Here is a 26,466-nt window from a genome sequence, read left to right on the forward strand (position 1 = left end):
CTCTCTGCAAAGAATTTCTAATTGTTACTCTTTTCATCATCGTCTTTATTTATTGTTTACAATACTACCATCGTAAAAAAGAAATGTCAAACAAATTTTGATCTGTGTTAATTGAACACTTAAGTTCCAGCCCATAGTAGAAGTAACTTAGTAAAATAGAAAAAGTTGGAAAGGCTTTATAACTAGCACTTCCCAACTTTTATCCTTTTAAGCTATATTCCTATCTTTTTAATAATTTTTTTCTATTCATTAACAACAATATTGAAACTAATCCTAATCCAAGATAGAACATTATGTTTGTTGAATCAGAAGTATCTACTGTTGTATTGCCTGGAGCAACTGATGGATTGGTTTGGTGTTCTTTTAATACTGTTACATCAATTGTTGATGTATTTGTAACAACCTCACCATTGCTTGCTGTATATTCAGCAGTAAATGTAAGTTTGTATGTTCCACCATTCTTACCACCATTACGTATTGCTTCCAATTCTTTTCCATTCACTTTAATATTAATTGTTTGATCTGTTGTTATAATCTCTTTATTTTCATTTAGCAAGTATGCTTCTACTTGTGCTAATACCATCGCTTGGTTAGTATCAATCAATAGTGATTTTTGATATTCGATTGTGAAATCCCTAGCTGTTATTCCAAGCTCATATCCATCAGGTGTAACAATTACTGGAGGTGTAGAAGTTCCTTCTACTGTTACCTTAACCAGTTTGCTTACACTTTTATCACCTTGTTTTGCTTCAAACACCAAATCAAAGACTCCTCCTGCAGTAGTAACTTTATTAATTGATTTAATATTGTCACTGTATGCAGTAATCTGATTACTAATATCATTATAAGCAATGATGTTTCCATTTTCATCTCTCACTGCTTCAAACGCTTTTACATCTCCTTTAACAATTGCTTCTGCAATCGTTAAATCTTTTGCTTCTTTTTGTGTAAGATTAAATCCAGAACCTGTAATTAGTAATGATTTTGTACTATCCCAAGTACTCTCATCACCTTGTACCATTACATCAATTGTCGTTGTCGTTTCTTTACCATCAATGTTTGTAACTGTATAAGCAATTTGATATACACCAATGGCACTAAAATCAAGTGTACCATTTGGTCCTGATACAACTTCCACCTTCACATCACCAGTCAAGTCAACACTTAGTGGTTGTGCTCCAACTGTGTCTTGTGCCTGTAAGTAACTTGCACTAATTGCATTTTTTACTTGTTCAAGAATTTGTTTATCACTTACCATATATAACTGTGAATCTGCATTTATTTCTGGTAGTCCATGGACTTTCACAATTCTAGTTGATGTTTGAACATTTCCATATCTGTCACTGATTTCATATGTAAGTTGATAAGTACCAGGTGTTGTTAATTTACCATTTTCTAATGGCATATTATGTCTGATTACTGTATTGGAAATACTTCTTGTGCTTAATTCAGATAAAGTTATTTCTTCACCATGAGCATCTGTTGCGCTTACTCCGTCAAGTGAAAGGAATTCATCTCCAACATAGTATTCGACATCATTAATTGTTACATCTGGTTTGATTACTGTAGGTTTTACTGTAACTTCTACTTCAATGCTTACACCATCACTGTCTTTTGTAGCTGTAATAGTAAGTGGATATGTTCCACCAGGTAAACCACTGTTTTTAATACCATCCAATTGTGATGTGTCTGTTGTAATTGTTGATACTGCATCTAATGTTTTTAATTCATATGCACTTGCAGTTGCATCACTTATTACACTTGTAATATCAGCATTTTTCGCATCTGCATTCGCTAATTCAAATGATTTTGCTTTTACTACAATTCCATTGTCTTCTTGAATCTCAGTTCCTTCTACTACAACTAAAATATTCATACTTACAGATCGATCACCTTGTTTCACTTCTAAAGTAACTGTAAATTCATTTCCTGTTTCACCAACCTTTTTAATATCCTCAAGGTTACTTACAGTAATCTTACTTGTTACTTCTTCTGTTTTCGTAATATTTCCATTTTCTTTTGTGTAGTCATAAGCAACTGCGTTTGCTTTATTTACAATATCTTCTTTTGTAACTGCTTTTGCTTCCGCATGTGTTAATACGATATTCTCTGCATTAATTGATAAATCATCATTCTCTTGTGTTCCCTGTGAAATAACTAGAACATCTACTACTTTTATTTCTGTTTTTCCACCTTGAACAACTTTGTATTCTACTTTGTATAATCCAGCTTCACTATAATCATTACTTGGTCCGCTTACCAATCTAACTTCAATGTTAGTAGTGATATCTGTAAAATCAGCAGTATTACCTACTGTGTCTGAAGCCTTTAAGTAGCTTGCAGTTGCTGCACTTTCCACTTGGCTTTGAATTGATGCATCATCAATATTATAAGCCTGATTATACACATCAATTGAAGGTAATCCATTTACCTTTGTTGTTCTTGATGCTGTCTGTGCATTTCCATATGAATCGGTTACTATATACTCTGTTGTATATGTTCCAGGAGTTGTATAAATTAATGTTCCTTTAATTGTTGTAGTATAAGTAACACTCTCATCCAACACTAGTGGTATATTTGCACCCAATGCATCTTCTGCACTTACACCATCTAGGATATTAATTGGATCTCCAACATAATATTCACAGTCATTTGCTGTAATTGTTGGCTGTTGCAGAGTTGGACTAACTACTACATTAATTGTAATTTCAGAAGTTTTTCCATAAGCTTCTGCTGTAAATGTAAGTGGCTTCGTATCACCAGCTAACCCTACTGCTTTAATAGCAGCAAGTTCTTCTGCTTTTGTTACGATATCATCTACTTCATTTTCATTCTTAAGTAGATATGCACTTACTCTTCCTTTTGTTTGAGATAATGATTCATTGATTGTTTCTGTTTCAGTATTTGCAATCGTAAATCCCTTTGCTTTTACTACAATTCCATTATTCTCTTGAATTTCAGTTCCTTCAACTACAACTAGAATTTCTTTTGTGATTGTTCCACTAGTTCCTGTCGCAGTAAAGGTTACTTTGTATTCTCCACCTTCTTCAGTTACATTCTTGATACTTGTAACATCGCTACTTGTAATTTCACTAAGTGTATCAATTCCAGTAATCACATTATCTGTTTTTGTATATTCATACGCTTTCACATCCGCAGCAGTTATTGCTGTATCCTCAGTGAATTCTTTCGCTTCCTCTTGTGTAAGAACAATATTATCTCCTCTTATCGATAAATCATTTTCAGTAAGTGATGTATCATCTGTAATTAGTACACTCACTTCTTTCGTTGCTGTTTTACCATCATTCTCTACACTGTATTTAACTACATAAGGACCTACTTCTGTAAAGTCAGCACTTGGTCCACTACTCACCGTATATGTAACTCCTGTAATAGTTGTAGGCATCGCATTACCAACTACATCATTTGCTTTTAAATAACTTGCTGTTGCAGCAGCTATGATGTCTGCATCAATTGTAGATGAACTCACATTGTATTCTTGTGCAACTGCAGTTATTTCAGGTAATCCATTTACTTTTACTAACTTCGTAGCTGTCGAACTATTGCCAAACTGATCCGTTACTTCAATAGTAACATTATATGTTCCAGCAGTAGTAAATTTATCTTCATCATTTGGAATACTATGTGTTACATTTGTGTTCTTGTTTTCTTCACTCGTGTCTAATTTAATCGTTGTATTTGTTGCATCTACTGCACTTACTCCATGCAATACATTAAATGTATCTCCAACATAATGCTCACAAGCATTTGCAGTAATTGTAGGTCCTACTAAAGTTGGACTTACTACTACATCTACAACAATTGAAGCTGACTTTCCATCATCTTTTGCGGTGAATGTTAAGTCTTTTGTTGCTCCTGATAATCCAACATTATTGATATTCGTTAGTTCAGCTTCATTTACTTCAATTTCAATGACTGCTGTTTTATCTTTTAATAGATATGCACTTACCTCTCCGCCTAATTTTGCAGATGTAGCATCTATTGTATCTGTGTTTGCTAATGTGATTCCTTTCGCTTTTACTACAATCCCATCATTCTCTTGAATTTCAGTTCCTTCTACTACAACTAGAATTTCCTTTGTGATTGTTCCACTAGTTCCTGTCGCAGTAAAAGTTACTTTATATTCTCCACCTTTTTCAGTTACATTTTTTATGTCATCAATACTACTGATTGTAATATCTGCAAGAGAATCAACCCCTGTAATATCTCCATTTTGTCTAGTGTATTCAAACGCTTTTACATCTGCTTTCGCAATTGCTTTATCTAAATCAAATGCTTTTGCTTCTGTTTGAGTTAATGCAATATTATTCGCATCAATAGCTAAATCATTTTCAATTACCATATCCTCAGATTTAACAAGCACATCTGCCGTTTTCGTTCTTGTTACAGTACCAATTATTGCACTATACGTTACTTTATATAACCCAACTTTACTAAAGTCTGTAGTTGATGGTCCATTACTGATTGTGTATGTTACTGGTATGCTTTCTTCTTCTGGTGTATCTCCTACATTATCTCCTGCCTGCATATATACAGCACTTCCTGAAGATTGTACACTACCTGCTATATCACTATCACTTACTACATAACTTTGAGTATTTGCACTAATTACTGGAACTCCATGTACTTTCACTAATCTAGTAATTGTAGCTTTGTTATTATAGCTGTCACTTACTGTATATGATACTGAATAAGTTCCTGGTGTTGTAAGAACCCCAAGTTCGGTTGGTACACTACTTGAATTAATTGTAGTATTTGCATCATCACCACTTAGTTTTATTTCAATATCTTCAGTCTCATTATTTTTAGCACTAAAGCCATATAACCAATTTACAGTATCTCCTACATATTTCTCCATTGGTGTTGCTGAAAGCGTTGGAGGGGTATTGGATATAATTGTAATTGTGATTGGATCGCTAATTTTTGTATTTCCATAAATATCTTTTATTGTAAGTATAATTTGTACGCTTGTTGTTCCTGATTCCAATGGTTCTGGAGTAATTGTTGCACTACCATCATTGTTATTTCTTATTGTTGCTTTGCTTGTATCACTTGCACTAACAAACTCCCATGTGTATGGTGTTGTAGCATCTTTAATATTTTCAAAGAAACTTGGTTCGATTGTACTATCAATCGTTATTGTACTTCCAACTTTTACGTTTTCACTAGGTGTACTTAAAGTAACATCCATTGCACTATCTGGATCATACTCAATGAATCCACAACCAATAGTTGTTGCTGCTGGTTTAGTAGCATCAATACCAATTGCTTTTCCTCGATTTACACCTGTAGGAAGAGCATCACTATCAATAGACCTATTTGAAGTGTTATTAATTGTATACTCAAAATTCCCTTCTAGTTCAGCAAACTCTACTGCATATGTTCCATAACCTAATCCCTGATTATAATCAAAGAAGTACTCGCCATTTTCATTTGTTGTAGTCAATACTTGTGTTGAATCTTTCATAACCGGCTCATATACATTTGATTCATTCATCTTATATAGTTTTACTTCATGTCCCTGAATAGGTGTATCTTCATTATTATATAAACCATCACCATCTTTATCCACGAATACAGTTCCACTAATTTCAGCTATTACTAATTCAGTTCCTACCTTTGTTCCCTCAAGAGTCCCTCTATAGCCTTCTGTTTCTACAGCATAAACAGGATTAAAAATATTTCTAGTGCTTATCTTATTTCCTTCATCTGCTGATTCCATATCTTCATCTACCATCAATGGAACTTTGAACTCTAGTTCCACATCTGCTGGTATTTTTGCAGTTGTTTTGATTCTTACCATATTCACTTCATCTAAATTAACTCCCGAGCCACTATAAATCTCATCTTCAGTGTAGTTACTTTCATTTGCAGTTGTTGCATATGATATATCAAAACCTTCTTCTTCACCTAGTAAATCTGTAAGTCTCATATTCCATTTGAAAGCTGAACTTTGGAATTTTCCTCCAAAGTTTTCTCCTTCTTTTGGAATTGGAATATACATCGTTAAACTATCAGCTTCTTTTCCACTGTTATTTATTATCTTTGCAGTGTAATCTGCTTCTGTACCTGGTGTAAAGTATGCTAATGTATTAGCATTTCCTTCAGAATAAGGTTCTTTTGGCTCTTCACCTTTTAATGTTAAATAAGTATCTATTAAAACCTTTTCATTTTTTTGTACTTCAAAAGTTGTTTTATTAAATGAAAATAGTGTTTCTACAAGATTATCATTTCCATTAAAATCATAGGTATCTATAATATACGTTCCGGATGTACCAGCATTTGCATATCCATCTTTTCCCCATGCGACTAAATCTTGTCCATTATATGAATCTGTATAGGTAATATTAGTTGATATATTATATTGAATTGTTGGAAATACATTCTTAGGTTCTTCACCATACCAAAAACCGGTTTCAAAATTTTTCGTAGTTATTTTATAAAACATATCTCCATTATCGTTATAATATGGATCCGAAATAGTCCAATCATCATGAACTACGGTTCCTCCTTTTATAACAATACTATCTATATCAATCGTAGTTCCTTCAGGTTGTCTAATATAAATCTCTGGATTAATCATTTTTCCAGAAGTCATTGTTGTAGCATAATAATAAGAAACTCTCATTTCTGCTTTTATTGAAAATGTATCCCCAGCAACAATTGAGTTTATTAGAGTTCCTTTTGTATTATAAAATTTTACTGTGGAATCACCACTATAGACATATTTTGTTTCGTTTCGTGAATTATTAATTGTTGAGTCTAGGCTCTGCTTTGTTTCTGCTTCTTTTCCCTTTTCGTAAATACTCATCGTTACAGTTGCAGATGTAGTTCCTTGAGCAAGTCTTCCGTAAGTCGCAATAGTTCCTCCAGTCGCACTAGATGAACCTTGATATACCGTACGATTATAACCTGAATTAAAATTACCAACTTCGGCCTTAACAGCTATGAAGAACTCATCTTCATCTAATTCTTCATTAGCCTTTGTAAGTATTCTAATTTGAGTACCTGAAACTATTAATTTACTTAAGTCTGCATCAATCCATACATCTGGAGATTTATTTGTCTTATATTTCACTGATGTAATCCCATCTCCAGAAGCCGTCCCATCAAAAGGAATATTTACTCTGGATACTAACCAATTTGAATCTATATCAAATTCTACAACCTGATTTTTTACACTAGATTGGTTTTTATTAGTTAAACCATAAAATGATGCAAACGCATGATAGTCTTCACTTGCATTATTCATCCCAGTGATTCCAGTATTACTGAATCTATTAAATGTCAGCTTAAGTGATTCGTTTGGCATATCAACCACTGTAGATGAATGTTTTCTTCCCATATTATCTGCAGTTAACGTTACTTTATAACCATCATAGTATTCAATTTCTATATAATCATATCTAGGATTTGAAAAAACTGTTCCTGTTGCAGCATCCTTTGGTATTTTATACTTCACTTGACCATAATGGTCACCGTTAGTTTTTATTCCCGTTATAATAACTCGTGAGTTGTCTGGATCATTCTCATAAGTTAAAGATGTAGACAAAGCAGAAAACCCAGCAAATTCTGTTCCCTCAGGATAATAAACATACTGTTTCATTTCCTTAACATAAATCGTTCTTGAACCATATTCTAAATCAAGACCTGCAGTATAATTTACATATGGCATATATGATCGTACACTAACACCATAATTTTCTTCATCATCAGTACTGGCATATACTGTTGTTGTTTCATTTGAATTTACACTTCGATAACCATTAGCATCAGTTGCAATATTCGCACCTACAGCTTTTACTGACTGAGATATACTACCAATCTCCACTCCTGCTTTTGATGCACTAGCAGTAATATCTCCAGGAATTTGCATTTCTCGATAATATCTAGCTGCATCAACACGAACATAAACATCAATTGTAATCTTTTCCGTAGAACTAGCAACATTAATTTTTAGAGTTCCATACGTTGATCCTATTTTAGTAAACCCTCCTGTAGCATCTGTTTCTTTTTTAGGAAGCGTCATACCTATAATCGCTTTTTCTTCAGCACTTCCAGATGTATAAGGACTAAGTATTGCTGTATCTACACCTGTTGTTACTGGATTTCCTGCTGTATAAATAGTTGTATATTTCATTCCTTCTGGAAGGTCAATAGTTATTTCTTTGTCTGCAGAAGTTGAATCTTTAAAATCAACCACTACACTCACTTTCTTAATCAAACCATTTCGCCATCCAGTACTTTCATCATAATCAGGAATATTGAGTGTAACATCACCATCTGATACTGATGATCTTGGGAATATATCATTCACAATAGAAATTGGTGAAGTTACATTAGTATTTGTCGTATCTTTAATATCCACAATATCATCTACCATAACTTCTTTCTCATATGTATATTCTTTTCCATTTTCTAAATATACGATATCAAATTTATAAGTATCATTCTTATCTACAAGATAAGATACAATACCTGTTCCTAAACTAATTCCTTCAGGATCAATAACATCCTGAATATTGTACGTCTCACTGATACTTTCCAAATCAAGTGAGATAGTAGCTTGTGTATTCTCTTCATTGTATATAATTTCTTCTTTTACTTCTAGTTGCTCCGCCGCAAATATACTTGGTACTTGCTTAAATACACCAATTGATGTAAAAACTAAAAGTAAGGAAAGGGTTACTTTCCATAAAATATTTATTCTTTTTTTCATTTTGCCCTCCATTGTATTACATTAGTTGGACAAGAGAGATGGAAAAGCGGTTTATGCTTTTCGCCAAATAATATAAATTATTATAATTCCACCAATACATAGTAATGGAAATAATGATATTTGAGTTTCTTCTCTTGTTATTGTAATCTCTTTTATTTCTAAGTCAGGATTGCTAATTACATCGGACACATGAATGACATGATTCTTTTCCGTAATAGTTGCTTCCTCACCATACTGTTTATCAGTTATTCTAAATCGTAAGTTATTCTTTATTTCTTCTTCGTCTTCACTTTCAAAAATTGCATAGACATCAACATTCGAAGTGATTGTCTCTAAACTTCGATCCCACTTTAAAAAAGTTCTGCCTTCCTCTTTATCAGGGGTAATCGATTTAGGACTTTCCATATAATAAACTTGTTCACTATGGAATAGTTCTCCATCAACATAATAATTTACTGTATATTGTACCTTTTGAAATATTGCATATAAATTTACACTTTCATGAATTGCATCATTTTGATAGAAACTGCCTGAACCATCTTTTTGAGTGTTAAATCCTACAAATGTGTATCCATCTGTATCAGATAGTGAAGGAATCATTGGTGTACTTCCATCTATTACATTTTGATTCGATAACAAAGTACCTTCATGGTAAAACTGCACGTTATGTTCTTTAGGAAATGCATAATTACCATAGAATGCGTGTTCCAATTTTTGAGTTTTTACTGATGATGAATCATTTGGTACAGTAATTGATAAACTACCCGTAATCTTCCCTTGCGTAGATCCAACTGATTTTACTGTCAGAATAATTGTTGTTTGTTGATTCGCACAAGTAATACTAGCACCTGTTGATGATATAAACTGTGAATACTCCTGTTGAGATACAACTCTTCCATCAATTTGTAAGACACCACTATAGTAAGCCAGATACTCCATTCCATATGTTCTTTCAAATTTAGCAGTGATTTGATTATCAGGTAAATTTGTAACATTAAAGTGCAATTGTACATTTGCACCATAAGGAATATTGGTTTGTGAAGATAGTGGTGTTAATGTAGTACCATCAACATAATATCCACTTGAACTTTGATTGATATCAAATACATTTCCTTGTATTCTGCTAACGAAAAAGAAATTACAGACGATTATACCAAATAAAACTAAGATTTTACATTTATTCTTCATCGACATCAATCTCATAACTTACTTGATTTCCTACAACATCACTTAGAAAAAGTTGGAAGCTTCCTTTTATATCAATTTCTAATTTCTGATTATCAGGAATTAGAAGTTTCTCACCTTCATATACAATATAAGAAGATTGATAATCAATCCCTTTATTGTCACTCAAATTAAACTGAAGCACATTATTCTCATATGCAACACTATTTAGTTTTGGTAATTCTTTATCAATGTTTGTAATTTCTACAGCGGTTTCTTCATCTTCTACTGCAATTCTATAGGTTCCATTTGTATCAGCAACAAATATTAATTGTTTTCCTTCAAGTACATAATCAACTGCTGCTGCATCTTTCGTTATCTGTATCTGATTCTCACTGTAATCACCATTCATTAATGCTTCTACTTCAATACTGCTTGAACTTAATTCATTATAGTAAGATATCTTCTCAATACTGCCACTTGCTTGAGATTGCCAACTTTGATAGCCTGTAAATCCAACACCTGTTACTACTGCCGTTGTGATTAATATTTTTGTTGTTCCTCCCAAGAACACTCCACCTTTTACACCACCTGTTGTAATTACGATTGTGGTAATCTTATCAAGCACACGAACCGATGCTTCTGCTGACATCTGATTCTGCATTACAAGTTCCTGAAATGCTTGATATACAATTGGTGTAAATCCTACACTTAAGTATTTTGTTGGGGTGTATCCTTTCTCTTCCAATTTTGGTTGTAATAGTTTTCGAATTCTTACCAGTCTTGATTTAATTGTTCCTGTTGGAATACTTAAAATTTCAGATATTTCATTTACAGTTAAATCATCAAAATATTTAAGAAAAGCAACCTCATGTAACATTGTTGGTAAATTCATAATCTCTTTTTTTACAACACTCACTAATTCTTTTTCATCCATATCATCAGAGATTTCTTTACTCTCTACAAACTCTTCTAATTTAGAATCACCATCCGAATACTTATCTTTTCTTTTTCGATTATTCACATTTGTTGAATGATTAAAAACAATGGTAAATATCCATGAATGAAATGCTTTATTATCTTTTAATGTATGAATCTTTTCTATTACCTTAATAAACGTTTCTTGAACCGCTTCTTCAGCATCAGCTTCATTCTTTAATAAAGTTAATGCAAAATAGTAAAGTGGGTTACGATAATACTTATAAATATAGTCGATTGCTTCACTATCTCCCTTCCTTAATCTTTCAATATACTCTATGTCTATTTTCTCTGTTTTCATACTGCCCTCCATCTGCAATGGTCATGAAATGTATACTTCTTCTTTAGTTGGACAATCCTATTCAATTTTCGGTTGATGAATCATCAACTTTTTTTGCTTTTGAAAAGTCACAACGAATTTATTCCCCCAATATCGTGTACTAAATGTACATTCTATGTACATCGTCCTTTCTTTAGTCGTAAAAAACTAATAGATAGTTCATTTTCATCTAAAAAACTTTTTGCACAAAAAAATACAGACATTTTTTTATGCCTGTATATATGAGTAATTTTATTTATTAATAACCATAAGAAATTGTTACAATCCCTAACTCTTCTCTTAGTTCTTCAAGACCTTCCTCATCATTATTTTCATACAAAGGAGTACCTTCTTTTATATATAGATCAACAAGATTCATTCCATTCGCATCCATTACTTCTGGTTTTGGTAAGCCATTGTTATTATATGCTTGACAGACTAACTCAAAATCTTTTAAATGACTTGTTTCTGGCTGTTCTGATTCACCATTTTTGCTGGCTAACTGAGCAAGCAGATTTCCTTCATTATCATACACTTTAGTAGATACTTCACCATCTGAAGTGATAGTACCATTTTGTGATACAAACAGTATTCCCAAAATGCTTGCACTAATAAAAACAAACATGATTACAAATCTATATATATCGTCTTTTTTCATCCCAATATTCCCTTTCTATTATTGAACTGTAGAATCTATCTATTACCCTTACAATCATTTTATAATGCATTGTAAAACATTGCAATCAATTATTTTGTAGCCTACATATGTCATTACTCATATCTGATTGGTTGCCCAAGCATTCTTACTTTTGCCTCTGCAACTGTTTCAGAGTTTGGATCAGTATCTACATCATATTCAATAGAAGTACCATCTTCATCAGTAACGATTGCATCAGCAACTCCTGGTGTTGGATTATCAATAGAGTAAAGAAATCCTCCTTCAGGCATTTCCAGAATTAACTGGTCATCATCCAATCCAGAAAAATATTCATCAAGCTCTTCTTGTGTCCATACATCTACACTCTCATTCATATTTATTCCATCAGAATTACTTACATCAGTAATAGTAGAATTACTTAAATCTATTCTATTTATTTCTGCATCCATTGATTTAGCACTAATTAGTAATAAAATACATACAAAAATCGATCCTGATAAAATTATTGTTTTTTTCCCATTTGATAGTTTCATCCTTATCCCTATTCCTTTCATAAAATTATCTAAACATATGATTCTCTATATCCATCATATATCTTAAAACTAACTATTTCAATATAATTGGCTAATATGTAGATTTTGTTGTTTAATTTATGTCCCCCCATTTCCTAGGGAATAGTTTTTATAACAATCTACTTTATAGGTTATTATTCATTTCCATCTGTTCTTTGATAAGGCATCTCTCCACTTAATGCACGAATAATCTTACAATGAATATAATAACGTTCATCAATATCCCTTGGATCCGTATTAAATGGGTTATTACCATTTTCATAAGCACATGTGTATAGTGTAATCATATGATCAATAGCACTCATTTCCACACCACTGTCATAACGCCCTTTTTCTTTTACCTCATTTATATATGCCTGGTAATCTTCATCATCTTGAAAATCAATACGATAAGATGATGAATCACTTTTACTTACATAACTGCTAAACACCTGTAACTTATAGTTTGCATCTGGTGTGTAATAGTATACATAAGGGTGCTTTTCAAAAAATTCTTTATCCATATAGTTCTCAAGTTCTGCAAACATCGTTCCATGATAGACATTATGACCATAGATAAATGTATTCAAATCACTTAAGTTGGCATTGTTTCGATAATCCATAAAGATGGCTCCAGCATAATTACTTTCCTTTTTAAATGTATGATCCAAATAATAGTCATTATCAGTTCCTTTTACTACAGGATAAGAAATATCAGTATCTAATACTACAATCCATCCAACAACCTCAGGGTTCACTGCCAACAATTCTTCAAAGTCAATTTCAAACTCATCCAGTTCTTTTTCCGTTTTAGGAACATTGACCAATTCACGAATCTCTTCTATTTCATTCGCTTCATCATTATTTGCCTTCCATATAGTATACAAATTGAAAGCGGCATAAATAAATACACATATCGCAACTATTAATATAATTCCTTCAATAATTCTTCGAAGTTTACTTACTGGTTTTTTACTTTTTTTTGCCATGCTATACCTCATGATTACTTCTTCGTATTTTATTATATCACATACATGAAAACTGGGCCTTTCAGCCCAGTTTCTTATAGTGAATATAATTTCTTAAGTTCGTTTAGTACACTCTCTTCATTATTAGCACCAATGATATGTTTAGCAATTTCTTTTACTTGTTCATGTGCATTCGCTACTGCGTAAGATTCGCCAACGCTTTGAAGTAATTCAATATCATTAAGGTTGTCACCAAAAGCCATACACTCTTCCTTATTTATTCCTAATTTTTGTTGGAGTATCTTAATTCCTTCTCCTTTGTTTAACCCCTTTACATTAATATCAATCCAATCACTTCCAGAACTTACTGCATTCACATGTTCACGTAAAGGTTCAAACAAATCGATAGAATCACCTGCATTTTGATTCTTAAAATAAACAGATATTTCTAGAAACTCATCATCAATATCTTCAAAAGAATTGACACATTCTAAATCAGGAAAATGATGTTCCATAATATGCATTACATCATCATTACCATTAAATACATAACCCTTTTTTACTCCGGAAAATGCAATTACCCCATCACTCTTTTTTGTGACTTCATTGATTTCCTTTGCAATTTCTTTGGTGAATGTAGTAGTTTTTAAAACCTTTCCCTTGTAATAGACCATTGCACCGTTTTCAGAAATAATAATCATATCATCTGCAATCTCTTTAAATGTATTCCTGATGGAATGAAAAGAACGACCAGTAGCAATTCCACAAGCAATTCCTTTCTCAATAAGTGATTGAAAAATTGAGACAATTTCTTCTGGTATCTCTAAATTGGATTTCACAATCGTTCCATCCATATCACTAACAATTAATTTAATCATATAATTTACCACGCTTTCCAATTCAAATCATAAACTAAAATAAGTTATTTTTCTAGACATTATCCTCCCAAAAGTTGTTTTACTAGTTACATTTTTTGAAACAAACGTTCTTTTCGTTCTAAACCAAAGGAAACAACTCCTTTTAATTAGAGTTGTTTCCTTTTTAATATTTTATAACTATGTATTACTTTTATTAAACTCCGTGTAAGCTTTTTCTACATCTCTAAGAACATTTTTCCCATTCATTCTTCCATAATCAACAGGCTTTACTATTAGAACAGGAACTTTATCACCATACTGTTTTTGCATATCATCAAGCAAATAATTTACTTGTGGGCCTAACAACAAAACATCAAATTCGCCTTCATTCTTATCAATAGAACTCATATCAACCGCCCAGATTTTATAATCTTTTCCTTCAGCAATTGCAACTTCTTTCATCTTCTCCATTAACATCCCAGTAGACATACCAAGTGCGCAGGCTAACATAATTCTCATAAATCATTCCTCCTTTCCTACCAACTCTGTATATGAGTACACTATATTTTTTAAATTCAGATTAGAATTAATTGAATTAATTTTTTCAATTGCAGTCTTTGGAATAACTTCCATTCCATGATACCCTCCAAGAATTGCACCTATCATTGATGCCATGGTATCAGTATCACCACCTGCATTCACTGCACAATAAATAGCATCTGCAAATGATCCTTTTGTGGCTGCAATGATTGCAAATACTGCTGCTACAGAACCTTGCACTTGAATTCCAGTTCCTATTTCTTCATCAAGCACGCGTATAATATCATCGTTATTTTTACAATTTTCACTTAAAATTACTGCTTGTTGTATACGATTTTCAACATATGGTCCAAACGCATAATAGCCTTCACTATCTAATTGTTGTCTACTACGTTTTGCACCTTGAATCGCTTTATCAATAATCGTATTCACTGTAGCACTTGGATTCTGCGCTTCGTTTATTGCGCAAGCAATTGCACATGCTCCGGAGGCAGCTGCACTATTGTAATGTGTTGGCCAACATAAGTCTAATGTATATACAATAGTCTGATCATGATTCCCTTGCGCAAGTAAAGCAACTGGATTTACTTTCATCGCGCCACCATTCGTATTTTTACCCGCAAAATGACGTTGTTTATCCATCTCATTGATTACAATACCATCACGCAAACGGACCATTGCTTCTTTTGTATTCATCCCAGCATATTTGCCAAATACCTCTTCATCTGTTGACCATTTCAACAATGCTTCAATTGCGATATCCCGATTAAAAACTCCTTTATATTTTAAGATACTTTCCATCACATAACAGCTAGAACCAAAATCATCCGTAACTTGACCAGGGGTAATTCCCGCTGTGATTCTACTGATTGATTGTGCATAATCAGTTAAACCATTTGGAAATGCATCAACAATCTCTTTTCTTGTGCAAAATTCACTAACCGCTCCTAAGGAATCACCATAGGCTGCTCCATATAATGCACCTAATATTTTATGCTGTTTCATTTACAAACTCGTCTGCAGCATCTTCATCTTCTTCAATGTATGCTCCAGTCTCCATATCTGATTTATATTGCACTTTCAGGAATAAGTACCATAAACCAATAAGTGGAATTAATGTCAACAACTGCAAAAGACCAGTCAATAATGAGTTGTTTGATAATATTCCAGATATTCCAATTGGAATCGTAATTGGCAGTTCAATCCCTGTGGTATATGGAATAAGACCAATAAGTGTCGTAAAGTATCCAATGGTAGTTGTAATGACTGGTGTCAATAGCATCGGCACTAACATAAATGGATTCAATACCAATGGGATACCGAACATCAATGGTTCATATATATTGAATATACCTGGGGCAATACCCAACTTACCAATTTTAGCCCAGTCCTTTCTTTTCTTTCTAAAAAAGTAAATTGCTATTAGTAATGGAATTGCAATCCATGCACCATAACTAATCCAAGTTTTGGCAAATGTTGATGTAACAATATTAGGCAGTTGTTGTCCTGCATCCAATGCTGCCAGGTTTTCTGCACTTGTAACTTTAAGTAGTGGACCAAATACACTCCCTGTTAATGACTGTCCATGAATCCCAAAGAACCAGCATAAATTTACAAATATACCATAAATTAACATTGCAGGGTATGTTGTGCCTAATGATTTTAATGGGCTTTGTACAAAATAGAAAATGAATGTTGTAATATCTCCCCACTCTGTTTGTAAGAATATTGTTCTTATTATAACAGCAAATAACATTGCAGTTCCTGCAGGTAAAAATGAAGTAAACGAATCTTGAATTGATCCTGGAACTCCTGCAGGAAGTTTGATTGTCAGTTTATGATTTACTGCCCATCGATATACCTCTACCGATACCATTGCAAACAACATTGCAGTCATAATTGATTTTGACCCTATATCACTTAAATTTAATATATATTCTGATGATCCATTAGGTGCTACAGAAACACCGATTGGAATATTAATTAAGAAGGCAATAACTGCGGTAAGCGCACCATGCAATGGAATCAATCCGTGTCGTTTCGATAAACTATATGCAATTCCTAAACATACAATTAATGCTAAAATTCCATTTGAAAACGTATTTGTTGGAGATACAAAATCTCTAATTGCAGATAACATACCTGGATCCATCCAGTCATCCAGCAATGGAATACTAAACAATGATGTCAATATAGAACCTACCATTGTATATGGCAGTGATAACATAAATCCATCTCTCAACGCCAAAATACGAGTATTTTTATTTAACTTATTTGCTATTGGCATTAAAACTTTCTGAAGTTTCTCTATTAGTTTATTCATATATTTTTTCCTCTTTATTTCTCTTTTATTTCATAAATCATTTGATATAAATTAATCATTTCTCTAGCGCTGTCAAGAGTAGTTAAAGCCATGCTTAAATGATCTTGTGCATGAATCACAATCATGTTAATATCAATTGATTTTCCTCGAGATTCATTTTGAATCAAATCTGTTTGTATCTGATGAGCATTGGTTAAGGCTTCTTGCGCTTTCTCTACATGTAAATTCGCTTCATCAAAACCTCCTGCTCTTGCTTTTTTTATTGCATTCATCGATTCAGATTTTGAATCACCTGCTGCCAAAATCAATTGAAATGCTATTTCATATGTCTCACTCATAATATATTAATTCCTCATTTCTCTTTCTATATCATTAAAACAATCAATAAGTGTTTGATATTTTCTTAACTCTATAATTGCCTTAACATAACTGTTATTAATTAGTAATTTAGATACCATCGATGAAAAAGTATCCATATTTTCATCTACTATTTCTTTTAAAGACATCATAAACACAAATTGAACCTCAACTTCATCCCACAAAATTGGTTCATCTAAAATGGCAACACAAACAAAAGTTTCTTCGCCTATAGATTTACAGGGATGGGGTATTGCCACTAAGTTACCAAACGCTGTTATTGACATCTCTTCTCTTTTCATTATCAAATCATAAAACTCATTTGGTATACTTTTGATTTCTTTGATTTTATTTACCATGGTACTAATTACTTCATCTTTATTGCGTGCCCTTAACCTTGGGATAAATAGTCTTTGATCAAAGAATCTTTCTAAAGCAAAGTTTTTCCCAGACTGTAATAAATTCTTAATAGCTTTAATATCTTTATCATCCATAAAAAACTGAATTTCCAAAATAGGTACTGGTACTTTATATGGAATAGGCACAGTAGTGACCACATAATCTATATCTGAAAAATCATAATCTTCCAAATGCATTACATCTAATGCCACAACGTTATTAAGATAGTTTCCTACTTCACTTTTAAACTTATGAATCAATAAGGAAGCACTCCCTTTTCCCGTTGCACATACGATTACAATATTCTTTTTTGCAATCATACTTTTTTGTCTTTCCAATGCTAAATTAAAATGTAATGCAATATAACCAATCTCTTCTTCATCTACATCTTTTTGATAATGCTTTTTCAAAATACCACTTGCTGATAATGCTAGCATATATGCAAGCGAATACCGTTTTTTTATATCCACAAGCAAAGGATTCTTAAGATTCATGTCGAATCTTATTCGAATATCCATGGGTACTAAATGAAGGGATAAATTCATAATTAATTCAAAATCATTTGTAAAATCAATATTATAACTATTTTTAATTTCATTTAGCATATGTTTTACAATATTATTTATCTCTGAACTTATTACAACATTTTCATCACCAGGGATTACCTCTATGAACTGTTTCCCTGATAAATGTACTGCAAGATAACCAATTTCTGATTCTGGAATTTCTATTTCAAATGTAGTTTCCAAAAAATTAGCTATTCGTTTGGATACATCGTAGGTGGTATTTTTTTGTAGTGAACTTAGCATATCAGTGTCCATAGGAACAAAGTGACCTTCTTTCACTCGTTCTATCGCAATATAGATATGCGTAATTAAATTTCGATAAGATACTTCACTTATTCGAATATTTGATTCTTTCATATACTCTGAAACCACCTCACTAATGATACGCAGAGTCTCTTCTACTGCACCTTCATCATCTCCTTCAAGACGATTGATTGTATAGGCGGCAGCACATAATCTCAAATCAAATTCTTTTCCTTCAACCTTCATTCCATAATTTGGACGTGTAATCAGGTTTAAATTAAATTTTTTCAATATACTTCTAACCGTTTTTAAATCCGTTGATATACTAGATTTTGATACAAATAATTGACTGGCCAAATCATCCATTTTTACATATTCACTGTTATTTAGAAGAAGTAAGTCTAACAGTTAAGCAATGCGATCTTCACTAGTTACAGGTATATCAATAGATTTTTCATCTATCTCATCACAGAACTGCTGAAAACAATCTAGGTCTGTTATATTCATACTATAACCAATTCCTGACTTTGATAAAATTTCAAATCCATTTTCAGATGCTTGCTCATTCAGCATTTTTATATCATTGCGAATAGTTCTTGTAGTAACTTGAAACTCTTTTGCCATGGCTTCACTAGTTGAAAGTTCATTCTCACATAGATATAGCAATATACCTTTTTCTCTTTTATTCATTTTCTTTACCTCTTCACCCTTATTATAAGTAATAGTTCCCTTCTCCTCAATATGAAGAATTTCAACAACTCTTTAGGAAATGGTTGCATCAACAAAAAAAAGTTTGAAGTCATTACAACTCCAAACTAATTTACTATTTTTCAAAAAGAACTTTTAGATACCCATACCCTTCTTTATCCATATCATCATAAGAAACAAATCTGAGAGCTGCTCCATTGATACAGTATCGTAATCCTCCAGCATCTTTTGGTCCATCATTAAATACATGACCTAAATGAGAATCATTTACTCTACTTCTAGTTTCTGTACGTACCATATTATGACTGCTGTCACTTATTTCAACCACGCTGTTTATATCAATTGGTTTAGTAAATGATGGCCATCCACAGCCTGCGTCATACTTATCTAAAGAAGAAAACAATGGTTCTCCACTTGCGATATCAACATAAATTCCCTGCTCATCAAACTTATCAAATTCACTTGTAAAAGGATGTTCGGTAGCACTATTTGCAACTACATCATAAGCTTCATTATCGAGCTTATCTTTCATATCTGTATCTGATAATTTTTTATATTTATATGGATCTACTTTGATCTTCTTCACATCCTGTATTGCCTTAAAATCAATATGGCAATATCCATTTGGATTCTTTACCAGATAATCCTGATGGTAAACTTCCGCTGTAATATAGTTTTGTAATGGTTCTACTTCTACTACAACATCTCCATATTCGTTCTTTAGTCGCTTCATTACTTCATTAATTTCATCTAAATCACTTTCATCAACATAATAGATACCACTGCGATATTGTCTTCCAATATCATTCCCTTGCTTATTAAGTGACGTTGGATCCACAACTTTAAATAATAATTCAAGTAAAAATGATAGTGTAATAATATCATTATCATAAGTAATTTTAACCGTTTCCGCATGATCACTTACTTTCAAATTTTCATAAGTGGCAACTTGGGTTACTCCATTTGCATAACCTACTTCAGTAGCAATTACACCCATGATGTTTTTCGCATATTGCTCTATGCCCCAGAAACATCCACCTGCAAAATATATATCCTTTACCATATTGTAATCCTCCTTGAATACTTTATATCCTTCTTATTAATATACTCCACTTTCGATATAAGTGAAATTGGTTTGCACTTTATTGTCTATATTCTATTTTACTACAAACCCTATCAATAACGTTATATAAATTTTCATTACACATATCCACACTCTTATTTACTCAAGTATAAAAGAAGTATATTTCTTATAATATGCTATAATTTTCACGGAAGGTGATATAAGTGAAAAGGAGAATTAATTATTTTGTTGCAATTATTGCGATTACAATACTTGCGATTGTAATTATATTTCGTGACAGTATTGCAGTAAGTATTGCGCAATCAAATGCTGCTGCTCAAGTTTTATTCAGTTCTGCTTCAGCTTTTGGTGGATTCGCTGTAAGTTATTTTTTTCAAAAAAGAGAAGAGCAGGAAGAAGACGAAGGTGATTTAAAACTTAATATTTGGAAAGCTCAAAATGAAATAAAATTAAATGAAGTAATTATTAAAGAAATTATAAAAATTATGCAAGACCACACGAAAGGTGCTGAAATAACAATAGACAAACTGAATAAGGAAACAAAAACAGTTTGTATGAATCTTCTAACAACCATTTCGCTTGATGGGATTCGTGGATTGCTGTCAGCAAACTTAAATGTAAACAGTCAAATTAATCGAACTGATACAATTTCTAATCTTGTCCCTGATATCGCACAATTATATTATCTGCTTTCTTTAAAGGATAATATCGATATTAAAGGATTAAAAGAATTTTTAAATAAAACGAATGAAATATATGATGAAATTGAAAATGTAATAAAGAAACTATAAAAGCCCTTGTTTGATTCAAGGGCTTTTATATTGAATAAGTGGGAAAACTAAGTATATTGAGTTTCTAGTATTTTCTAGCTAGAAAATTTGGAGAGATAATTCTTATTTACTTCTAGCATTTCATCAATTATCGCAGCAGCTACTGTTTCATCCTGTACCAATGGATTGATGGTTAAGGCACTTAGAATCGTACTATAATTTCCATTCATTGCACCTTCGGCGCTCATAATTTCATAAGATTTGATTTGTCTGCACAGACCTTCCACCATAATTGGTAATCTACCCATTGTAATTGGCTTAGGTCCATCTTTTGTAATTACACAACTTATTTCAACTACTTCATCATCCCTAAATGAAGAACATGCTCCATTATTCAGTGTATTTACAATTTGAATATCACATAGATTATTATAAATAGAATTGATTAAGTTACAAGCTGCATCGCTATAATGTGCACCTCCACGTAATTCTATCTCTTTTGGTTTTACATCTAAATTTACATCTGCATACTTTTCAAATAGATTCTTTTCAACTTCCTTCACAACCTGTGCTCTGCTTCCTCCTTTACTTGCTTCTTCAAATGCATGCTCATACATTTGTTGTTTTACGAAATAATATCGTAAATAAGGACTTGGAATACAGTTTAGCGTATTTAGAAATTCCTTTGTATATGGAATTGTTTCGAAGCGTTCACTAAATGATAGATTTTCATTGTATTCACCTAGTTTGCTAATTACTTCCTTTGTGATTTCATCACCTTTGTAGTATACATGTAAACCAAAAACCATATGATTTAATCCAGCAAAATCAATTCTTAATTCTTCTACATCTAAGTTTAATAACTTAGCAATTCTATGCTTAATGACAATTGGAGAATTACATAAACCTATGAATTTTTTCCATCCACTATAGCGGAAAACTGCCTCTGCATTTAAACCAGCTGGGTTCGTGAAACTAATAATCCAAGCATCTGGACACAATTCTTTACAGTCTTCGATAATATCCATGATGACTGGAATCGTACGAAGCGCTTTAAACATCCCACCAGGTCCATTGGTTTCTTGTCCGATTACTCTATATTTTAATGGTATGAGTTCATCATGTTCTCTTGCATCTAACTGACCTACTCTGAACTGAGTAGTTACAAAGTCTGCATCCTTCAGTGCTTCTCTACGATCTAAAGTAGTAAACACTTTTATATCTGCATTGGCTTTTTTTATCATTCTTCTGGCAAGATTACCAATGATTTCTAATTTTCCTTTACCTTCTTCAATATCAACCAACCATAATTCATCAATAGGAAGGGTATCGTTTCTTTTAATAAATCCTTCTATTAATTCTGGAGAGTAAGATGACCCACCTCCAATAGTTACAACTTTAAGTTTGTTCATTTTTCCACCTCCTTTATTTTAAATCTGCTTTTAATAATATTCCCATTTTTAATAAGAGTGGATACAACAAATAGTTCAATGCCAGTATTAACACCGCCATATAAATAGCACCTATATAGAAATTAAGAATGATATAATATAGTGCTGTTAATAAAAATATAATCTTAATAAAAGAATCAATATGTTTCATACTCATATTCTCGAATAAACACTTTACGTTATACGTCTTTCCACATTGTTTGCAACGCATCCCGTTCAAAAAGAAGAAGTGCAATCCTTTAAAGTTAAGTTCATACTTTGTTGTATTACATTTGCATGGTTGTTTTTTTAGTTTCATAGTTTTTACCCTATTAAATTGTGTTCGTCCAGTAAAGCAAATAATTTTCTAGTATATTGAATTGAATTTGAAGCAATCATACAGATATCCATCGCATGAATCATCAATACTGATGGTAGTACACTTCCATCCTCAGCATCTTCGCTAAGAAATGAAAATTGATACTTATGAGCTTTTAAAAGTCCTTCTTGTGCTTCATCCAATATCTGATAAGCTAATTCTTTTTCGCCAATGTTAAAGCGATCAAATGCATCAAACACTTTCGCATTGGCATCCCCAGCATAAGCAATCATCATTGATAGGCTTTGCTCAAATTCTTCATTTTTATTCTCGTTCATCATTTCACCCATCTTTCTAGTCACCTATACAGTAACTGCTGTTTCTTCATCTACTTTTTGTCGATCATACATTTTGATGAATGGATAGTAGATGAAACAATTTAGAACCATTAGTATTAACCACCAAATTAAATTGGCAACGTTACCTCCTGATGACAGATATGATCCTAAGAATCCTGGTAAAGCCCAGTGTAATGTAATATACGTTCTTCCTATAACATTGAGATAGGATAGAAGCCAAGTCATTAATAAATTAAATGTATTGGTAAAGAGGAATGGAATCAGCATAATTGGATTTAGTACAATTGGCATACCAAACCATAATGGTTCTGTAACGCCAAAGACTGCAGGTACCATTGCTAGTTTTCCTATTTCTTTTAGATGTGATGATCTACATTTGACTGCCATCATAATACAGATAGCAAATGCAGAGACACTAGAGTCCTGGAAGAAACTTTCAAATGATGGAGTGATGATATATGGCATTGCCTGTCCTGCAGCAACAGCTGCTGCATTTGCTTCGATATTAGCAAGTGCGAATGGATATAGTGCTCCTCCATTGAAGGCAATAATACTTCCTCCATGAATTCCTGCAAACCATAAAGAGCGAGAAACCAGACTTTCAGATAGAACTGCTAATGGAGAATCGGCAGCTACTGCGAGTGGAGAAATAATCAGTGAAATCAACTCTGGGATATTTACTCCTAATACCAAACGAATGCCCCATACGATGACAACGATAACACTCAATGATATTAACATTTCAAATGCTGCTGAAATAACTGGTGGCACTGAATCAGGCATCTTGATGAGGATTCCTCTTTTTGTAAATTGATAATTCAGTGTAACCGTGATAACTCCAGCTAGAATTGCACAGAAGATTCCCTGTGATCCCATATAAGCCAGACTAAGTGTTCCTTCCTCAGTTAATGGATTGACCATAATCAAGAAGATTGCAACTGTTGCAACTCCATTAACCAGTGGTTGAAGTTTTACTGTATTTGCCAGTGAGTATCCAATAGCAAATGACATATATAATGCGATCATTCCTAATGTAAGAACATTGGGGACATTTAAGATACTTACATAAGGGGCTACTATTTCTGCCCAAGTATCATTTGGAAAATAACAGATCAGCAAAAACATACTACCAATTAATACAATCGCTAAGGTAGATGTAAATGCATCACGTATTGCTAATAAATATTTATTTGATGCCATCTTAAATAAAGGCGGCATAATCCTATCTTCCATAAATTGAACAACTTTGTTCATAATTTTGTCCTTTCTATGAATTTATGGTATTCATACGATTTTCAATTTGACTAACAACTTTTTTTGCATCCTGTAAACCATAAGCTACTACATCAATGACATCAACAGGAATATCCAGCTCATTGCATTTTTCACTTACAGCACTTAAATAATTACGAATCTGTGGAGCCAACAATACAATGTCGTAGTTTTCAAATGGCAGTTCAGAAATCTCTGATACGGAAGCACATTCTACTTCGATTCCACTTTTGAATTCTTCTGTGTATTTTATTATTTTAGTAATCATATTTTTACTTGTTATAGCGAATTGACAAATAATTAATGCTTTCATAATAATTTTCCCCCTTTTGTTCGAATCGTATTATGTTTTTACCTGATTTAGGATATTTTTAAAATTCTTACTGTAAACTAATTCTTTTTCTGAATCATCATCAAGCGCTGATTCAACACAACATTTCATGACTTCAAAATAATTAAACGGTGTATCCGTTCCGAATAGAACTTGTGACAGTACACCTTTATCTTTGGCATCATTGATAACTTTTCCATTGATATTTGATATTTCAATATAACAGTTCTTGTTTTCCATACATACTTCAATTGCATGACTAGTCATAAACAAGATACCAGCATGTGCCATAATAAAGTTTATATTTGGATAACGTTTTGCAGCTTCTGCAAACTTGTATGGATGAACAAAGTTATTATCACCACAATAGCAGATAACTGGCAGATGATATTTATTGGCAACTTCAAAGGTTGGACCAGTAACTGAAAAATCATCGATGGAGAACCCATGTGTAGGTGTATCTAATTTCAATCCTTTCAGTCCCAGTTCAACAACTGCTCTTTCCAGTTCTTTTTCTGGGTTCTTTTGGGTATGATCAAGAATTGCAAAACCAATTAATCGATCTGGATATTTCTTAACCATGTCACCTATATAATCATTATTTGGATATGGAACATACGAGAATACCACTGCCTGATCAATATTTGATTCATCCATCTGAGCAATAATTTCTTCTGCGCTCTGTCCCTTTCTTCCCCTACGATTACCTATATGATTGTGTGCATCAATTACAAACATATTCACCACCTTCTTTCTGTAATTAAATCTTCCATGTTCTTATAAGTGATTTTATGAAAAACTTCTGGGTCGTCGGTTGCATAATGCATCTTTAGTTTTTCCATTTCAAAATGGTAGAATGGAATATCTGTTCCCATTAGAAATTTATCTGGACAACTGCTGACTGCTCTTCTAACAGCACTTAAGGAAACTGTAGAACCATCAAGATAAATATTACTATTGCGCTTACAAACTTTAATTGCATCATTGGATAACCAACAGCCACCCATATGAGCCATTTGGAATGTAACATTTGGCCAGCGTTTCGCCGTTTTTTCAAACTGCAATGGAGAACTATTCGGTGCGTCTGATGTACAGTGAATAATACAATGCAGCCGATAGCGATCACAGATTTCAAGTAACGGATCTAACATGTAAGCACGATCTGCAGGAAAGGCATCACACACAGGATGTAACTTCAATCCTTTTACACAACGATTCAATACATAGTCAGTAAATCGTTCCACACAATCTTCGTGATAAGGATTGATAAAGGCAAAAGGTATAAATCGCTCTTCATGACCTTTGACTTGTTCTAGCATTCTTTCATTTTCTTCAATGGTAGAATTAGCAGGCATTAAGAACACCTTTTCAATATCAGCATCATCCATTTCTTTTAATAACCCCTCAATATTCAAAACCTCTTCATTTCTGTTCTTTAAATGAACGTGAGAATCCATAAACTTTTTCATATTCTCCTCCTTTCTTTGTAATCGCTTACATAATACACCATATTTCTCACTTTCTAGGGTT

22 protein-coding genes and 1 other annotated feature (1 of these 23 cut by a window edge) are annotated in these 26,466 nt (G+C 32.7%); of the genes, 1 reads left to right on the forward strand and 21 read right to left on the reverse strand.

The window, feature by feature from the left end; all coding sequences use genetic code 11:
* Positions 1 to 49, reverse strand: a binding site (T-box leader); it reaches 190 nt to the left of the window's first position.
* Positions 50 to 220: 171 nt separating this feature from the next.
* The 14 genes from J2S15_RS12525 to msrB all read right to left on the reverse strand — a co-directional run bounded on the left by J2S15_RS12525 (position 221) and on the right by msrB (position 20,434).
* Entirely contained in the window at positions 221 to 8,740 is an 8,520-nt protein-coding gene (locus J2S15_RS12525; protein WP_307408824.1) for an SdrD B-like domain-containing protein, read from the reverse strand.
* 51 nt (positions 8,741 to 8,791) lie between these two features.
* Positions 8,792 to 9,928, reverse strand: coding sequence for an InlB B-repeat-containing protein (locus tag J2S15_RS12530; protein ID WP_307408826.1), 1,137 nt, complete (start codon positions 9,926 to 9,928; stop codon positions 8,792 to 8,794).
* Complete coding sequence (locus J2S15_RS12535; RefSeq protein WP_307408828.1) at positions 9,918 to 11,183, reverse strand: RNA polymerase sigma factor; 1,266 nt, start codon at positions 11,181 to 11,183, stop codon at positions 9,918 to 9,920. The genes J2S15_RS12530 and J2S15_RS12535 overlap by 11 nt, the downstream gene beginning before the upstream one ends.
* Positions 11,184 to 11,460: 277 nt before the next feature.
* Entirely contained in the window at positions 11,461 to 11,859 is a 399-nt protein-coding gene (locus tag J2S15_RS12540) for a hypothetical protein (protein ID WP_307408830.1), read from the reverse strand.
* 113 nt (positions 11,860 to 11,972) lie between these two features.
* Positions 11,973 to 12,392: a hypothetical protein gene (locus J2S15_RS12545; RefSeq protein ID WP_307408832.1), complete on the reverse strand. Its 420-nt coding sequence runs from the start codon at positions 12,390 to 12,392 to the stop codon at positions 11,973 to 11,975.
* A gap of 173 nt (positions 12,393 to 12,565) precedes the next feature.
* Positions 12,566 to 13,399 carry a class B sortase gene (srtB, locus tag J2S15_RS12550; RefSeq protein WP_307408834.1) on the reverse strand — a complete coding sequence of 278 codons (834 nt, stop codon included), beginning with the start codon at positions 13,397 to 13,399 and terminating at the stop codon, positions 12,566 to 12,568.
* Between the two features lie 74 nt (positions 13,400 to 13,473).
* Positions 13,474 to 14,256, reverse strand: coding sequence for an HAD family hydrolase (locus tag J2S15_RS12555; RefSeq protein WP_307408836.1), 783 nt, complete (start codon positions 14,254 to 14,256; stop codon positions 13,474 to 13,476).
* A 177-nt stretch (positions 14,257 to 14,433) separates the two neighbouring features.
* Entirely contained in the window at positions 14,434 to 14,754 is a 321-nt protein-coding gene (locus tag J2S15_RS12560) for a PTS sugar transporter subunit IIB (protein ID WP_307408838.1), read from the reverse strand.
* 3 nt (positions 14,755 to 14,757) lie between these two features.
* Positions 14,758 to 15,780 (reverse strand): ADP-ribosylglycohydrolase family protein, encoded by a 1,023-nt coding sequence (locus J2S15_RS12565; protein ID WP_307408840.1) that lies wholly within the window; start codon positions 15,778 to 15,780, stop codon positions 14,758 to 14,760.
* A complete protein-coding gene (locus J2S15_RS12570) occupies positions 15,767 to 17,098 on the reverse strand; it encodes a PTS sugar transporter subunit IIC (RefSeq protein WP_307408841.1) in 1,332 nt (443 codons plus the stop codon). The genes J2S15_RS12565 and J2S15_RS12570 overlap by 14 nt, the downstream gene beginning before the upstream one ends.
* Positions 17,099 to 17,112: 14 nt before the next feature.
* Positions 17,113 to 17,436: a PTS sugar transporter subunit IIA gene (locus J2S15_RS12575; protein WP_307408843.1), complete on the reverse strand. Its 324-nt coding sequence runs from the start codon at positions 17,434 to 17,436 to the stop codon at positions 17,113 to 17,115.
* 6 nt (positions 17,437 to 17,442) lie between these two features.
* Entirely contained in the window at positions 17,443 to 19,071 is a 1,629-nt protein-coding gene (locus J2S15_RS12580; RefSeq protein ID WP_307409003.1) for a BglG family transcription antiterminator, read from the reverse strand.
* Entirely contained in the window at positions 19,072 to 19,353 is a 282-nt protein-coding gene (locus tag J2S15_RS12585) for an HTH domain-containing protein (protein WP_307408846.1), read from the reverse strand.
* A 133-nt stretch (positions 19,354 to 19,486) separates the two neighbouring features.
* A complete protein-coding gene (gene msrB, locus J2S15_RS12590) occupies positions 19,487 to 20,434 on the reverse strand; it encodes a peptide-methionine (R)-S-oxide reductase MsrB (RefSeq protein ID WP_307408848.1) in 948 nt (315 codons plus the stop codon).
* Between the two features lie 224 nt (positions 20,435 to 20,658).
* Between msrB and J2S15_RS12595 the strand changes: the two genes are divergently transcribed.
* Positions 20,659 to 21,246: a hypothetical protein gene (locus J2S15_RS12595; protein WP_307408850.1), complete on the forward strand. Its 588-nt coding sequence runs from the start codon at positions 20,659 to 20,661 to the stop codon at positions 21,244 to 21,246.
* 74 nt (positions 21,247 to 21,320) lie between these two features.
* Here the strand turns inward: J2S15_RS12595 and J2S15_RS12600 are convergent, their stop codons facing one another.
* Genes J2S15_RS12600 through J2S15_RS12630 form a run of 7 tightly spaced genes read right to left on the reverse strand, consistent with a single transcriptional unit; the run spans position 21,321 to position 26,405 of the window.
* On the reverse strand, positions 21,321 to 22,637 hold the full coding sequence (locus J2S15_RS12600; RefSeq protein WP_307408852.1) for a 6-phospho-beta-glucosidase: 1,317 nt from the start codon (positions 22,635 to 22,637) through the stop codon (positions 21,321 to 21,323).
* 13 nt (positions 22,638 to 22,650) lie between these two features.
* Entirely contained in the window at positions 22,651 to 22,974 is a 324-nt protein-coding gene (locus J2S15_RS12605) for a hypothetical protein (protein WP_307408853.1), read from the reverse strand.
* A 5-nt stretch (positions 22,975 to 22,979) separates the two neighbouring features.
* Positions 22,980 to 23,324, reverse strand: a complete 345-nt coding sequence (locus J2S15_RS12610) for a PTS lactose/cellobiose transporter subunit IIA (protein ID WP_307408856.1) — start codon at positions 23,322 to 23,324, stop codon at positions 22,980 to 22,982.
* 12 nt (positions 23,325 to 23,336) lie between these two features.
* Positions 23,337 to 24,587 (reverse strand): PTS sugar transporter subunit IIC, encoded by a 1,251-nt coding sequence (locus J2S15_RS12615; protein ID WP_307408858.1) that lies wholly within the window; start codon positions 24,585 to 24,587, stop codon positions 23,337 to 23,339.
* Between the two features lie 13 nt (positions 24,588 to 24,600).
* Entirely contained in the window at positions 24,601 to 24,918 is a 318-nt protein-coding gene (locus tag J2S15_RS12620; RefSeq protein WP_307408859.1) for a PTS sugar transporter subunit IIB, read from the reverse strand.
* 30 nt (positions 24,919 to 24,948) lie between these two features.
* Entirely contained in the window at positions 24,949 to 25,674 is a 726-nt protein-coding gene (locus tag J2S15_RS12625; protein ID WP_307408861.1) for an amidohydrolase family protein, read from the reverse strand.
* A 2-nt stretch (positions 25,675 to 25,676) separates the two neighbouring features.
* Positions 25,677 to 26,405, reverse strand: coding sequence for an amidohydrolase family protein (locus J2S15_RS12630; RefSeq protein WP_307408862.1), 729 nt, complete (start codon positions 26,403 to 26,405; stop codon positions 25,677 to 25,679).
* Between the last annotated feature and the right edge of the window lie 61 nt (positions 26,406 to 26,466).

The organism is Breznakia pachnodae, from assembly GCF_030814225.1.
Classification (GTDB): Bacteria; Bacillota_I; Bacilli_A; order Erysipelotrichales; family Erysipelotrichaceae; genus Breznakia; species Breznakia pachnodae.

Bases quoted from the DNA above. Each gene is read 5' to 3' on its own strand.
- msrB (WP_307408848.1), bottom strand. From the start codon at position 20,434: ATGGTAAAGGATATATATTTTGCAGGTGGATGTTTCTGGGGCATAGAG.
- J2S15_RS12620 (WP_307408859.1), bottom strand. From the start codon at position 24,918: ATGAAAGCATTAATTATTTGTCAATTCGCTATAACAAGTAAAAATATG.
- J2S15_RS12615 (WP_307408858.1), bottom strand. From the start codon at position 24,587: ATGAACAAAGTTGTTCAATTTATGGAAGATAGGATTATGCCGCCTTTA.
- J2S15_RS12630 (WP_307408862.1), bottom strand. From the start codon at position 26,405: ATGAAAAAGTTTATGGATTCTCACGTTCATTTAAAGAACAGAAATGAA.
- J2S15_RS12560 (WP_307408838.1), bottom strand. From the start codon at position 14,754: ATGAGAATTATGTTAGCCTGCGCACTTGGTATGTCTACTGGGATGTTA.
- J2S15_RS12525 (WP_307408824.1), bottom strand. From the start codon at position 8,740: ATGAAAAAAAGAATAAATATTTTATGGAAAGTAACCCTTTCCTTACTT.
- J2S15_RS12625 (WP_307408861.1), bottom strand. From the start codon at position 25,674: ATGTTTGTAATTGATGCACACAATCATATAGGTAATCGTAGGGGAAGA.
- srtB (WP_307408834.1), bottom strand. From the start codon at position 13,399: ATGGCAAAAAAAAGTAAAAAACCAGTAAGTAAACTTCGAAGAATTATT.
- J2S15_RS12600 (WP_307408852.1), bottom strand. From the start codon at position 22,637: ATGAACAAACTTAAAGTTGTAACTATTGGAGGTGGGTCATCTTACTCT.
- J2S15_RS12555 (WP_307408836.1), bottom strand. From the start codon at position 14,256: ATGATTAAATTAATTGTTAGTGATATGGATGGAACGATTGTGAAATCC.
- J2S15_RS12545 (WP_307408832.1), bottom strand. From the start codon at position 12,392: ATGAAACTATCAAATGGGAAAAAAACAATAATTTTATCAGGATCGATT.
- J2S15_RS12540 (WP_307408830.1), bottom strand. From the start codon at position 11,859: ATGAAAAAAGACGATATATATAGATTTGTAATCATGTTTGTTTTTATT.
- J2S15_RS12575 (WP_307408843.1), bottom strand. From the start codon at position 17,436: ATGAGTGAGACATATGAAATAGCATTTCAATTGATTTTGGCAGCAGGT.
- J2S15_RS12570 (WP_307408841.1), bottom strand. From the start codon at position 17,098: ATGAATAAACTAATAGAGAAACTTCAGAAAGTTTTAATGCCAATAGCA.
- J2S15_RS12610 (WP_307408856.1), bottom strand. From the start codon at position 23,324: ATGGGTGAAATGATGAACGAGAATAAAAATGAAGAATTTGAGCAAAGC.
- J2S15_RS12565 (WP_307408840.1), bottom strand. From the start codon at position 15,780: ATGAAACAGCATAAAATATTAGGTGCATTATATGGAGCAGCCTATGGT.
- J2S15_RS12605 (WP_307408853.1), bottom strand. From the start codon at position 22,974: ATGAAACTAAAAAAACAACCATGCAAATGTAATACAACAAAGTATGAA.
- J2S15_RS12585 (WP_307408846.1), bottom strand. From the start codon at position 19,353: ATGAATAAAAGAGAAAAAGGTATATTGCTATATCTATGTGAGAATGAA.
- J2S15_RS12530 (WP_307408826.1), bottom strand. From the start codon at position 9,928: ATGAAGAATAAATGTAAAATCTTAGTTTTATTTGGTATAATCGTCTGT.
- J2S15_RS12535 (WP_307408828.1), bottom strand. From the start codon at position 11,183: ATGAAAACAGAGAAAATAGACATAGAGTATATTGAAAGATTAAGGAAG.